This is a genomic window from Dorea sp. 210702-DFI.3.17, assembly GCF_020560825.1.
Classification (GTDB): Bacteria; Bacillota; Clostridia; order Lachnospirales; family Lachnospiraceae; genus Dorea; species Dorea formicigenerans.
The window spans coordinates 1-13,222 of record NZ_JAJCNB010000049.1 but is presented as its reverse complement, the minus strand read 5'-3'; the positions used below and the strand labels follow the sequence as shown (position 1 = coordinate 13,222).

The window sequence follows — 13,222 nt, the reverse complement described above, 5'->3', positions numbered from 1 at the left end:
AAGGATCTTGTAAGCATTGCGCTTGTGTGGGTTCAAGTCCCATCTTCCGCATTAACTTTTCAAATTTTATATTGTTTGTAATCATGTAAATGATTTACATAAATGCGGAAGTGTCGGAACTGGCAGACGAGCAAGACTAAGGATCTTGTAAGCATTGCGCTTGTGTGGGTTCAAGTCCCATCTTCCGCATTAAAAAACTCAGGTAAAAGTACCTGAGTTTTTTTCTTAAGAATCACAGCGTTTCCTGCCTCTAGACTTCAAAATCATTGCCTTGCTTTGGTCTGCTTCTAACTTATTCTATTTCGCTGATATCTTCAAGTGGTATTCTGCATCCATCTTCCAGCACAAGAATTTTTTGATATTCATCGATTTTTTTCACGATTCCTATTTTTGTCTTATAACTGCCACCACTTTTTCTTCCATCCGGAACATAATATACAAGTTGGATTCTCTGCCCCGGCTCTGACACAATTTTTTGAAGCTTCACATTCAATTGTTCTTTCATCTCTTCATCCAATTCCATACGTATATCTGTAACTCTTGCCGCCTCCTCGATTGCTGCCTGGTGTCCGGTCAGTGCTGCAAATGGCGCAAACTGTGCTGCCCGGTCTTCCACCGGCATAGGTTTATGCCTTTTCGAAACAGGATGTGGCAGATTGATAATATCTTCATAATTTAAATTTGTATTGTCCCTATCATATCCAGTCATTTTCCACCTCAATTTATTCGCCATTACTACGTTTCTATGCTTTGTGCCCGCCAATCTGACTATTCCTCTCAACAGCCGTGGCACCTTCTTCCAGATTCATACCTTTGAGGAGAGCATTTTTCCCAAATTTCTTTTTGATATCCAGTGCTGCATGCTGCAATTTCTTTTCCCGTTCCAGCTTCTCTTTGCGTTTCTGCTGTTCCTCTTCCAGGTGACTATAATCGGTAAATAAATCTAACTGTTCAAAAGAAGCCTTCTCTTCCGCCAGCGATTCATCGACAACATGATTTGCCGTAATATATACACGGCGTACGAAAAGGTCAGGATTCACGATTTTGTCATACAATTCCAGAATCATCTCGATCATCTCTATTGAAGAGGAAGTTCGGTTTTTCAGATTTGCTGTTCCATGTGCATGCTTGGGTACTTTTCTTCCATAGCGGTCCACCGTAATTTCCCCTTGATACTGTTTCTTTTTGTTTCCACTTTCCAGATTACCAATATCATAACCAACCGTCAGAACAAGCTGATCTGTCACAAGATGCTTATCCACCAGATCAAGTGCAAGAAGGTCTGTCATTTCCTTAATGATCAGTCTGGTCTGTTGAAAATCATATGGGCAATGCAGTACCTGTCCGGAACCAATGCTGTTACTCTCTGGTTTATAGGCTTTGACCTGAGCAATCGTACAAGGTTCCCACCCCCATGCATGATCAATGAGAAGCTCTGCATTTACCCCAAACAGCCGATACAGCAATTCTTCATTATAATAATCTGTTTCTTTTCCAATGGAACATCTCGCCACATCTCCCATGTTATAAATGCCATGAGACAAAAGTTTTTTTGCGTATCCCTGTCCTACCCTCCAAAAATCCGTAATTGGCTGATGCGTCCAAAGCAAACGTCTGTAACTGATTTCATTGAGTTCTGCAATTCTGACCCCATTGTGATCTGGTTCCACATGTTTTGCCAGAATGTCCATGGCAACTTTACAAAGATACAGGTTCGTTCCAATTCCTGCAGTCGCAGTCATTCCCATTGTATCGTAAATGTCCCGGATTATTTTTGATATCAGTTCTTTCGCCGTCATTCCATATGTGTTCAGATAATCCGTTACATCACACATAATCTCATCGATAGAATATACATGGATATCTTCCGGTGCCAGATATTTTAAATAAATCTGATAAACCCGTGTACTATATTCCATGTAATGCGCCATTCTCGGGGTTGCTACAACATAATCTACAGCCAGATGCGAATTCTTTTCCAGTTCTTTCTTATCAAAAGAAGAACCGGAAAAACAATGTTCCGGTATCTGTCTTAATCTCTGATCATTCACTTCTTTTATACGTTGTACAACTTCAAACAATCTGGCTCTTCCAGGAATCCCATAGGTTTTGAGCGATGGTGACACTGCAAGACAAATTGTTTTCTCTGTACGGCTTGCATCTGCCACAACCAAATGCGTACCCAGCGGATCTAAGCCACGCTCTATACACTCCACAGACGCATAAAAAGATTTCAAGTCAATTGCTGCATAGATTCGATTCTTTTCCACCGGTCACACCTCCTTATCTTATACAATCCATTTTACTTCTTATTCTTCAATACATATTTTCTAATATAAGAACAGGTCTTCTCTTCTCCCTCTTCTGCCAGCATCTTAAGCAATTGATGCAGAAGCTCTGCTGTCTCCGGATGAATCATCTTGCCAAGCCTTGCAGCACCTTTTTCATAGTATTCCAAAGGTGCCTGATTCGTATACTTCTCTTTCATATAATTCTTCGACGCTGCCACACGGTCGATAAACATTTCCACCACATATCTGACCGGCATCTTCATACCGATAATTCCTTCATTCAGATCAGTACTATAATCCAGCCAGTATTCATAGTGATGCCTGTTGCGCCCTTTGTGGTGCAGCCATGCCGCAGAATAACCTTTCACTTCCCGTTCTGCATTGTTAGGGCTTCTTGTTCCCTGATAGAACTTGCAGCCCACTAGAAATTCAGTTGGTGAATACTTGGACAGATCATGCAGAAGGCCCTGTTTATATAATCCAACTTTAAAACAACCTTGGCAGACAAGCCATTTATGGTGATTGATCGTCTTCAAATGTTGCAGTGCCTTCATACAGTTTCTCCTTTCCCAGATACAAGAACAACTATCTCTCGCTCATCCAATTCTATATTTCTCTGATTTTCCAACACAACCAGATCTTTTAAAATGCCTTCTTTCGTTGATGCTGCTTTGTACCATTTACGGCCTTTCTTTAATGCCGGCAACGCAAATTCGTGTTCCAGCCAGTGCATATTATAAGCCACAAAGCAATCTGCTTCTTCCTTATCCTGACTACTGTAATATATGCCGATCTGTCTGCTCGCCACTTCAGTTGACGCTCTCCATGCCATCTCTCCGTGATAGGATACGTCCGGCATTCCACAACCGCTTTGGTCTATTCCAAGCAGCTCTTTCTCCTGATGAAACAGCCTATATTTCTTCCGAAATTTGATCAACTGCTTCACAAACTGATACATCTCCTGTTCTTTTAACAGATTCCTCCAGTTTAACCAGCCAATCGGATTATCCTGGCAATAAACATTATTATTACCTTTCTGGGAATTTGCAAATTCATCCCCGGCAAGAATACACGGAACTCCCTGGGAAAGCAATAGCAAAAACAATGCATTTCTCATCTGGTTCTTCCGAAGCTCCAACACAGCTTTCTTTCTGGTCAGCCCTTCTGCGCCACAGTTCCAGCTATAATTATAATCCGGTCCATCCTGATTGTTTTCTCCATTCGCCTCATTATGCTTGCCATCATAGGACACAAGATCTTTCAGTGTAAATCCAGTGTGAGTTGTAATACAATTATAAATACCTTCCAGATCCCATCGTTTTCTTGTCTGATACATCACATCCGTTACAACCCCTTCGTCACCTTTTAAGAAACGACGCATCACATTCTGATATTCTTCTGCGTGTTTTAAAATCCGGACTCCCGTAAGAATTGGATCTTTTAAAATGATATCCATCGGCACATTGTATGGATTCAGTATAAATCCATCCACATGATATTCCATCACATAATTTCTCAGACAGTCTGTCACCATCAGCCCGGAAATACCTTCTGCAAATGGCATCTCAAGCACAACTTCAATACCAGCCTTATGACAATACTTCACAAGATCTTTTAATCCTTTTACTCCATCACCGTCCTTGGCATAAGCACTTTTCGGTGCGAAATAATATCCCGGACCATAGCCCCAGTAATTTATCCGCATTCCTGTTTCTTCAAACTCATAGACAGGCATGCACTGGATCTGGTTAATTCCCAGATCTTTTAGATAAGGAATTTTCTCAATTACCCCTTGAAATGTTCCTTTGTTCTTCACTTTTGAATGAGTATCTTTTGTAAATCCACGGACATGTATTGCATAGGCAATCAGTTCTTCTTCCTGTATCCGTGGCGACTGATCTGCCTCCCAGTCGTAATGATCTTCATAAAATATACCGCGCACATTTTCTTTACTTTTTTCCGATATTTCTATGTTTTTAAGCCATACTTCCTTTCCAGAAAGCGCCTTTGCATAAGAGTCCGTCACACTCTCGCCATCTATGTCATAATTATACTCATATGCCTCTTCCTTAAGTCCGTCAACCGCCATATAACACACCGAACCAATCCGGTCAGAAAAAACATAAGAAGCCAGCAAGCTGGCTTCTCCTTTCCGATAGAGCAGAAGCTTACATGTTTTCCCTTCCGGGACCTCCATGGCAAAATTCGCCCTTCCATTTTTATATGTCACACCCAAAGGCAATGGGCTGCCCGAAACTTTCTTCATGCTCTGTCCTTTCCGCTGTTACTGCCAGCCATCTACTCCGTACATGTCAACATTCTCCTGATTGATCATGAACACATTTTCTTTGATTTCCTTTTCATAATCTTTTCCATTTAAAATGTTAAGAACTGTATTTGCAGCATCTTTTCCCATACTGATTGGAGACTGTGCCACTGTTCCTGCAATCTGATTCTCTGTCTTTTTCAGTTCCTTCTTAATATCCGGAGAACCATCTACTCCATAAATGAGGATCTGACCCTGCTCCGCTACATTCATAGCTGTTTTGGCACCGACTGCCATCTGATCATTTCCACACATAATTGCTACAATATCGGAATTCTCGCTTAAGATCTTCTGGGCTGCTTCCAGAGATTTTTGAAATTCTCCGCTTGTATCCTCTCTAGCCACAATTTCAAAACCATTTTCCGCTTTTGCCAGGGTCTCCTCGAACCCTGTGATTCTCTCATTCACAGAATTCTGTGTCGGGCATTCCAAAATTGCTACTTTACCTCCATCCGGACATCTCTTGATCAGATCTTCGCCACACAATACACCAGCATTATAATTATCAGATCCAATATATGCATCCACATAGTCCATCTCTTTTACCTGAGTATCTACATTGATAATCTTCACATCAGCTTCTTTTAAAGCTTCCAGAGAAGGGGTGATCTTCTCCCAGTCCACCGGACTTAAAATAATTGCATTGATTCCTTCGTCAATCATCTCCTGGATCTGCGAAGCCTGCATATCTGGGTCAGTCTTCGGATCCTTTACGATCAATTCACAATTCTTCCCATCCAATTCTTCTTTGATTGCACTTTCCAGTGTGAGAAAATATGGATTCTCCATATCAATCCCAGAAAATCCTATTTTCCAGTTTTCCTGTTCGTCCTTATCCTTTTCTTCTGTATTTTCATCTTTAGAAGCAGCATTATCTTCCGGTGTTCCTACATTCTTTTTACATGCAGTAAATGTAAGAGCACACAGCAGTATCAATGATAATATCCGCAATGCTCGTTTCTTTTTCATCTCTGTTTTATCCTCCTTGTGTAGCATAATGCTATACTTTAATTATTCATTACAATTCACCAAAGCCTGTGAACTGTAACTATTTTACAACATTTTTATGAATTTGGCTACTATCACTTGCCTTTTACATGCTCCTTTGTTACATTAGATATATACAATTTTAACAAAAAGGAGAATTCATATGTGTGAACATTGTCATGAGGAAGAATATAACGCCGTTATTCTGAATCTGGAAGACCAAGACCTGGAGTGCGGCGTTATCACCATTTTTGAGATGGACGGACAGGATTACATTGCTCTCTTCCCAATGGATGAGAACGGTGAGCCTGCTTCTGATGACGTCTATCTGTACCGCTATCACGATGACGGTGATGAACCGGAAATCGAATACATCGATGATGAAGATGAATTGAATGCCGCATCAGACTGCTTCGATGAATGGCTGGATGAGCAGGAGTTTTTAGACAGTGACGAGTAATTCATCAATAAAACGGGACGGGGTTTTGCTCTTCCCGTTTTTTTCTTTTACATAAGTGATAAAAAGCTTTTTCTTCGCCCGTGTCATAGCCACATAAAAAAGTCTTCGCTCTTCTTCTAATTCTTCTGGTGTCCCCGCTTTTTTATATGGTGTCACTCCTTCATTACTTTCAATCACAAAAACAACTTCATATTCCAGACCCTTTGCTCCATGCATCGTCAGACACGTTACTCCGTCACCGGTGCCATTGCCTCGCTGTTGCCGCTGCATTTGCAAGGTATGCTTATATTCTTCTACATGCGCAAGCCACTCTGGCAGAGTCTGAAATTCCTTCGTCCGCTCCTGAAGTTCATCCATAATTTCTTTCAATTCTGAATACTCCATCTGATGTCCAAGAGCATATTCCTTTAGAAATTCATCATACCCGATACTCTTACGGATATATTGAATTGCAGCATAAGGCGTCTTTGTGCGAATCATCTTCATATCCCACTCTAACTGATCAATTCGATCCTGCATCCACTCTTTATCACAGTAGAAACGTCTCAACGATTCATAAGTAACCGGTGTTTCTTCCATACAGCCACGGCTCAAGTAACGCTTCGGCCGATTAGCAATCTCCAGGAAATCTCCCCGGTCGTAAGTTCCAACTGCCAGCCGGAAATAGCAGTTCATATCCGTACACACAAAATGTTCATACAGATGATGAATCCTCTCCTTCATGGAAAATGGAATCTGATACTGGGTAAATGTCTCCGCCAGCACCCGTGCATCTTCGCCTGTCCGGTACAATACAGCCATCTGCTTAAGATCGACTCCCTTTTTCATATACTTTTGAATCTCTTTTAAAATATATTTACTTTCATCAAGCGGATCCAGTGTCTCCTGCACATGCACAGTCTCCTGCGCTTCCCGAAATGGCTGGATTTTCTTCTCATACCGGTCTTTATTATGCCCGATCACACGAAGCGCACCTTTCACAATATGTGCGTTAGAACGATAATTAATATCCAGCAAAATACGCTTTGCCTCCGGATAATCCTGCATAAAATCTTTCATGATTCCTGGTTTTGCACCGCGGAATCCATAGATAGACTGGTCATCATCCCCAACAATGAACAGATTATTCTCCGGCGCTGCCAGCATACGGATGACATCATACTGCACCTGGTTAATATCCTGGAACTCATCTACCAGCACATAGTGATATTTTTCCTGCCACTTTGCAAGAAGATCCGGTCTTTCAAGGAATAATTTTCGACACCAGATCAACATGTCTTCAAAATCAAGTTTTCGGTATTTTTTCTTTTCTGTCTCATAAATCCGGTAAAGCTCCCGGAATTTATCTTTCGGAAATCTTCTGGATTCATAAAACTCAATATCGACTGCATTATTTCCTACATTTCCAATCTCTTCCGATAGCTCCTGAAGAAAATCTGCTTCCTGGGATTTTTCGGTCTGTTCCCAGTCCATTTGTTTTAATATTTCCTTTAAAAGTTGATTTTTTTCTTCTTCGGACAGAATATTACTCCGATCCAATTTATACGCCCATTTCAAAATTCCGTAAAAAATACCATGAAATGTTCCAAATGTGACGGGAAGCCTTCGCCCTTCCATGACATATTGAAAACGATCTCGCATTTCTCCTGCCGCATATTTCGTAAAGGTAATGACCAGAATTTCTTCTGGTCTTACCTTATATACTTTAATCAGATATTCAATTCTTTTTGCAATCGTAAGAGTTTTTCCCGAACCGGGACCAGCAAGAACCAGACACGGTCCTTCCTTATGAGAAACTGCCTCTTTTTGGGCTTTATTAAGACTCATAGACTCCCCTTATCTTTCCAGTAATTCAATACCTTTCTGAATTCTCTTAAGAGACTCTTCTTTTCCGAGAATCTCCATGATCTCCGTTGCTCCACCCGGTGTACTCTGCTTACCAGACACAGCAGTACGGATTGGCCACATAACATAACCTGTTTTGAAACCTTTTTCGTCTACATAAGATTTCAGGGCTTCAAACAAAGCATCATTGCTGAAATCATCCTGTTTCTCAAGAAGTGGATATATCTCTTTTAACACTTCCAAAGCCTTTTCTTCATTTGTCTTCATTTTCTTATGGCAATACATTGCTGTATCATATTCTGGAAGCTCTTCAAAGAAGTCAATCTGCTCTTTGATATCCGGGAAGATTTCAATTCTTGTCTTAACAAGTGCTGCAATCTTCTTAAGATCATAATCTTTTGTAACAACTTCTTTGATATATTTTTCAGCTCTTGCATAGAACTTTTCAAAATCCATAGCCTTCAGATATTCGCCATTCATCCATTTTAATTTCTGAATATCAAATACTGCCGGTGATTTGCTCATATTATGGTAATCAAACTCTTTTACAAGTTCTTCCAGAGAAAATATCTCCTGGTTTCCTTCCGGACACCATCCAAGAAGTGCAACATAGTTAATAACTGCCTCTGTCACAAACCCCTGCTCGATCAGGTCTTCATAAGATGAATGACCACTTCTCTTACTTAACTTCTTATGATTCTCGTCTGTAATCAGCGGACAGTGTACATAAATCGGTACTTTCCAGCCAAATGCTTCGTAAATCTTATTATACTTTGGTGAAGAGGAAAGATACTCGTTACCACGCACGACATGTGTAATCTCCATCAGATGATCATCTACGACATTTGCAAAATTGTATGTCGGATATCCATCGGATTTGATAAGGATCAAATCTTCCAATTCTTTATTCTCTACAGTAATATCTCCATAAATCTCATCATGAAATGTTGTGGTTCCCTCTGTCGGCATATTGAAGCGGATAACATAAGGTTTTCCTGCTGCAAGATTTGCCTCAACTTCTTCTTTGCTAAGGCCAAGACAGTGTTTATCGTATGCTACAATTTCTGTCCCTTCTTCTGATACTTTGCTCTTTAAGGAATCCAGTCTTTCTTTGTCACAGAAACAATAGTAAGCTGCTCCTTTGTCAATCAGCTGTTTTGCATATTCCAGATATAAGCCGGAAGCATTACGCTCACTCTGAACATATGGACCATGTCCCATATCTTTATCTGGTCCTTCATCGTGAATCAGGCCTGTCTCCTGCATCGTACGATAAATAATATCAACTGCTCCTTCCACATAACGTTCCTGGTCTGTGTCCTCAATACGAAGCATAAAATCCCCGTCTTCATGTTTTGCGATCAGATATGCATACAGTGCTGTACGCAAATTTCCCACATGCATTCTTCCTGTAGGACTTGGTGCAAATCTTGTTCTTACTTTACTCATTTCTCTATACTTCTCCTAATTCTTTTAATATTTTCTCTAATGTAATATCCACCCGCTCTGAAACGAGAATATCTGCATATTTATCTGAAAAATGTGGTTCCGGATTGACCACGATCAGCTTATCTCCTTCATAATAATTGATAAGCTGTGTACACAGATATGTCTTCAGGTTCGTTCCAAGAACAAGCAGAACATCCGCTTTTTGGACTTCATCGGCTGCTTTTGTGATCACTGCGTTGTCTACCTTCTCCCCCATCAGACACACACCTGGACGAATTGGTGCATTACATTCCGTACAAAGAGGAACTCTCTTTGCCTCCCGGATATATTCCACCGGATATTTTTTTCCACAGTGCGGACAGTAATTCTCATAAACACTGCCATGCAGATTAATCACATTCTTACATCCTGCTCTCTCCGGCAGACCAAAAACACGTCTTGTGATAATTGTCTGAAAAAGTCCTTTTTCTTCCAGCTCTGCCATCTCCAGATATCCTTTTCCTGGCGGTATATCAAGGGCGCTTAACAGTTCATTACGATAAAATTCAAAAAACTGTGGTTTTCTGGTCGAATAAAATGCACTGGTGAACATCTCATCTACTGAGTAGCCATACTTTTGTTCAATGTCATAGGATTCTTCTCCATCGCGGATAGCCGGATATCCATTCTCCTGTAACATCTCAAATCCACTGAGTACAGTTGTATATTTACTTTCCTTTAGAATCTTCAAAAGATCTTTTCCAACCATAAAAATACCTCCTATTCTCAAGTCCTTGAACTATTTTATCACATATTCCCATGGTTCTTCAACCTTTTCCGCTTTCTCTTTGCTCTCCAGTAACGAATCTGGAATACATCTCTTGGAATTGATACAACAAAAATAATTCCCAGTACAATGGCAAATGCAATTTTCACTGCCTCTAATCCCTTCACAGCTGCCAGTGACATCTGACCTGTCACAAGGTAATATGCTGTATAATATATTCCGGCTCCCGGAACAAGTGGAATAATTCCGGAAACCAAAAATATCGTAATCGGGCATTTTTTCCGTACCGTCAAAATCCTGGAAATCAATACTACTGCCAATGTTCCTACAAAGGACGCCAATGCCACAGTTGTCACCTGACACATTGCCAGATACAAAAGCCACCCTGCCATACCGGTAATTCCACATGCTGTATAATATTGCTTCGGTACATTGAAAAGAACTGCATATGCCAATGTCGCCAAAAATGATTCTACGATTGCAAGAATTGTTGTTGTAATCATCGTAAAATTCCTCCCATCATCGTATTATAAATACTAAGAGTCACTCCGACTCCAATGGCAATATATACGAATACAAGCAGTGCATCGATCATCCGTACAAGCCCTGACAGAAAGTCTGTATCCGCAATATCACGGATTGCATTGACAAATGCCACTCCCGGGATCATCGGCATAATTGCTCCAACCATCATACCATCCAATTTCAATATCGGCAGAAACGGTATATGCATAAATGCAAGTGCCAGCACCGTCATGATCACGCCTCCGACAATATTTACAATAATTTTTGAAAGGTTGTGCTTTCCGGCAAACAGCACCCACACGTATGATAAAAAACCAATTAAAAATGCAGCCACGGCTTCCGAAACACTTGACCCTAACATCAACGCAAATGTTCCACTGGCAAGCCCCGCCGCCATATATTGAAACCACCGTTTCTTCGGTGGAATCTTCTCAATCTTTTCCAGTCTCTCTTCTGCTTCTTCCAGTTTCACACGTCCCGCTGAGATTTCTCTGGAAAGCTCATTGACCTCTGCTACAATTCCCAGATGGGAAGAAGAAAGTGGTACATGATTCACTTTTGTATAAGCTTCGCCATTTTCATTCTCTGCACTTACAAAAATACCATGGCTCATAGAAAAAATATCAACATGATTCACATGAAAACGTCCACATATTCTCTTAATCGTCTCTTCTACACGAAAGATTTCACCTCCGTTTTTCAAAAGTATCTTTCCTGCATGCATAGCCATATCAACGACACGTTTCACATCTAATACCACATCCAGATTCTTTTTTAGATAAATCATATCGGTCAATTGTATTCCATTTTCATAAATCGGTTTCTCATAATGATCCACAAAAAAATTTGCAACGATATGTGAATTAACAAATCCACATTGTTTATAAAAATCCAGCGTATTCGAATTGTTCCCTGTACCGACATACATAACATCACAGGTCACACTGTAATATTCAGAAAGATAATTGACCATATAAGTCCCATATCCCTGTCTTCGATATTCCTGTGCAGTGACCAGATTCTTCAATTCACATCGTTTGTTTTTCATATGTTCCACAACACCGATTGTCAGCACTTCACCGGCATCTTCCAGCACAAACATATCACTTTTATCCAGATACCGCCGGATCATATTCTCCTGCGGATCTGCAATCAGGAGCATTTCAAGATAATTATCTTTATCTTCAGTAATCTGTCTGATCTCCATAGGCCTTCTCTCCTTAATATTCTCTGTAGTTCCTGTTTGTTTTACAAATTCCCAATTATATCTGTCAGAGAATCCGTCAGTTACAATAATCTGTTATAAGTAAACAGCGCCAATATACTCTTCCAAAAATGTTCTGTATACTGACGCTATTATATCACTGGATTAATAAAATAGATAGTTGTTTTTTCTATATACAATTTTATATCTTGTATTTTTTCACGAACAACCTGTCGCATTAACGTATGCTTTCCGGTTATTTACAAATTCTTGCCTGTGGCATACATGCAAGGCTTCCATCTGCATGATACAAAATACCAAACTCACTATAATATGCCGGATTTTCCTTTGCAACTTGTATGAAATCCACATTTTCCAAACAGTCAAAAAGTCCGTCATCCATATGCACAATATTTGCTGGAATATAGACTTCTTCTGTCTCATTCTTCAGGGAACTGTCTGAACGCTCAAATACATCTGAACGGATTCCTTTACATCTTATATCTGTTGGAAATGCTAATACTCCATCTGGTGCACCACTTAAGATTTCTGTCACATACCCTTCTGAGTCGATCTTCATTCCGGAAATTTCTATATAGACAGGTTCTTCTAGGACATTCTCATTATCTGTAATCGGATAGACAATTGGCTGTTCTATGATTCCCGATACCAGATCAGAATCATCCCCTTTATCCGGAATCGGAACTGATATATTCTGATTAGCAACCGTTATATCCGAATAATCCATCATGATTTCTCTGCTAACTGATTTTCCTGTACATGCTATATTCTTTGCCTCAACAATATGCTTTATTTCTCTGTTTTTCATCCCACATAAATCCGCATATTTTCTTCTTGCACTTAAACTCCCAAGAATATTCTTTTCCATTGTCAACATCGAAATCTTTTGTCTCAATTCACTTGAACACACATTTCCATATGGGAATGCTTTTGTATCCGTATTCACGACTTTTCCCATTCCACTGATTTCCTGAGCAGTGTTAAAATCTGTAACATAAGTCAACGGATTAAGAACTCCAAACACCACCACAACCGCGATTGCAAATGCCAACACGAATCTCTCCGTCCTTCCGGAACTTTTCTTTAGAATATTTTCCATATTCTATTCCTCTCTTTCTCATCCTGTTTCTGATAGAACTATCCCCAAATATGTCTTTGTTTTGTCCATTATAAAACAAATTTATAAATTTGTATACAAAAAGGAAGTGGCAACTCGCCACATTTTACATGTTGACAAATCACCACTTTCTTTTATTTCATATACACCTTAAAATTAACTGTAATTAGTTAATATATCCGGCTTTCTTAAGCTCTTCATGAGCTTTCTCAAGGTTTGCATCTGATACAC

At 40.0% G+C, this 13,222-nt stretch carries 12 protein-coding genes and 1 tRNA gene; 2 read left to right on the top strand and 11 right to left on the bottom strand.

Annotated elements, in window-relative coordinates:
- The first annotated feature begins 104 nt into the window (after nt 1-104).
- A tRNA-Leu gene (locus LI149_RS14225) sits at nt 105-189 on the top strand.
- Between the two features lie 103 nt (nt 190-292).
- Here the strand turns inward: LI149_RS14225 and LI149_RS14220 are convergent.
- The 5 genes from LI149_RS14220 to LI149_RS14200 are packed head-to-tail and all read right to left on the bottom strand — an operon-like array spanning nt 293 to nt 5,586.
- Complete coding sequence (locus LI149_RS14220; protein ID WP_147567018.1) at nt 293-733, bottom strand: YolD-like family protein; 441 nt, start codon at nt 731-733, stop codon at nt 293-295.
- 10 nt (nt 734-743) lie between these two features.
- Entirely contained in the window at nt 744-2,270 is a 1,527-nt protein-coding gene (locus LI149_RS14215; protein ID WP_005331213.1) for a DNA methylase, read from the bottom strand.
- Between the two features lie 32 nt (nt 2,271-2,302).
- Nucleotides 2,303-2,845 carry a DUF5662 family protein gene (locus LI149_RS14210; RefSeq protein WP_005331219.1) on the bottom strand — a complete coding sequence of 181 codons (543 nt, stop codon included), beginning with the start codon at nt 2,843-2,845 and terminating at the stop codon, nt 2,303-2,305.
- Nucleotides 2,842-4,557, bottom strand: a complete 1,716-nt coding sequence (locus LI149_RS14205; RefSeq protein ID WP_227143536.1) for an alpha-amylase family glycosyl hydrolase — start codon at nt 4,555-4,557, stop codon at nt 2,842-2,844. The genes LI149_RS14210 and LI149_RS14205 overlap by 4 nt, the downstream gene beginning before the upstream one ends.
- Nucleotides 4,558-4,575: 18 nt before the next feature.
- On the bottom strand, nt 4,576-5,586 hold the full coding sequence (locus tag LI149_RS14200; RefSeq protein ID WP_173786527.1) for a sugar ABC transporter substrate-binding protein: 1,011 nt from the start codon (nt 5,584-5,586) through the stop codon (nt 4,576-4,578).
- Nucleotides 5,587-5,767: 181 nt separating this feature from the next.
- On the opposite strand from LI149_RS14200, the gene LI149_RS14195 reads away from it, so the two are divergent.
- On the top strand, nt 5,768-6,064 hold the full coding sequence (locus tag LI149_RS14195; RefSeq protein ID WP_005331225.1) for a DUF1292 domain-containing protein: 297 nt from the start codon (nt 5,768-5,770) through the stop codon (nt 6,062-6,064).
- Here LI149_RS14195 and LI149_RS14190 read toward each other — a convergent pair.
- The 6 genes from LI149_RS14190 to LI149_RS14165 form a co-directional block, all read right to left on the bottom strand.
- Nucleotides 6,047-7,891, bottom strand: a complete 1,845-nt coding sequence (locus LI149_RS14190) for an ATP-dependent helicase (RefSeq protein WP_005331226.1) — start codon at nt 7,889-7,891, stop codon at nt 6,047-6,049. The two genes, LI149_RS14195 and LI149_RS14190, sit on opposite strands and share 18 nt — an antisense overlap.
- 9 nt (nt 7,892-7,900) lie before the next feature.
- On the bottom strand, nt 7,901-9,358 hold the full coding sequence (gene gltX, locus LI149_RS14185; protein ID WP_173786528.1) for a glutamate--tRNA ligase: 1,458 nt from the start codon (nt 9,356-9,358) through the stop codon (nt 7,901-7,903).
- A gap of 4 nt (nt 9,359-9,362) precedes the next feature.
- A complete protein-coding gene (locus LI149_RS14180) occupies nt 9,363-10,106 on the bottom strand; it encodes a Sir2 family NAD-dependent protein deacetylase (protein WP_005331228.1) in 744 nt (247 codons plus the stop codon).
- 38 nt (nt 10,107-10,144) lie between these two features.
- Entirely contained in the window at nt 10,145-10,627 is a 483-nt protein-coding gene (locus tag LI149_RS14175) for a threonine/serine exporter family protein (protein ID WP_005331229.1), read from the bottom strand.
- On the bottom strand, nt 10,624-11,856 hold the full coding sequence (locus LI149_RS14170; protein WP_118000536.1) for a GNAT family N-acetyltransferase: 1,233 nt from the start codon (nt 11,854-11,856) through the stop codon (nt 10,624-10,626). The genes LI149_RS14175 and LI149_RS14170 overlap by 4 nt, the downstream gene beginning before the upstream one ends.
- Before the next feature lie 253 nt (nt 11,857-12,109).
- Nucleotides 12,110-12,973 carry a hypothetical protein gene (locus tag LI149_RS14165; RefSeq protein WP_173786529.1) on the bottom strand — a complete coding sequence of 288 codons (864 nt, stop codon included), beginning with the start codon at nt 12,971-12,973 and terminating at the stop codon, nt 12,110-12,112.
- Between the last annotated feature and the right edge of the window lie 249 nt (nt 12,974-13,222).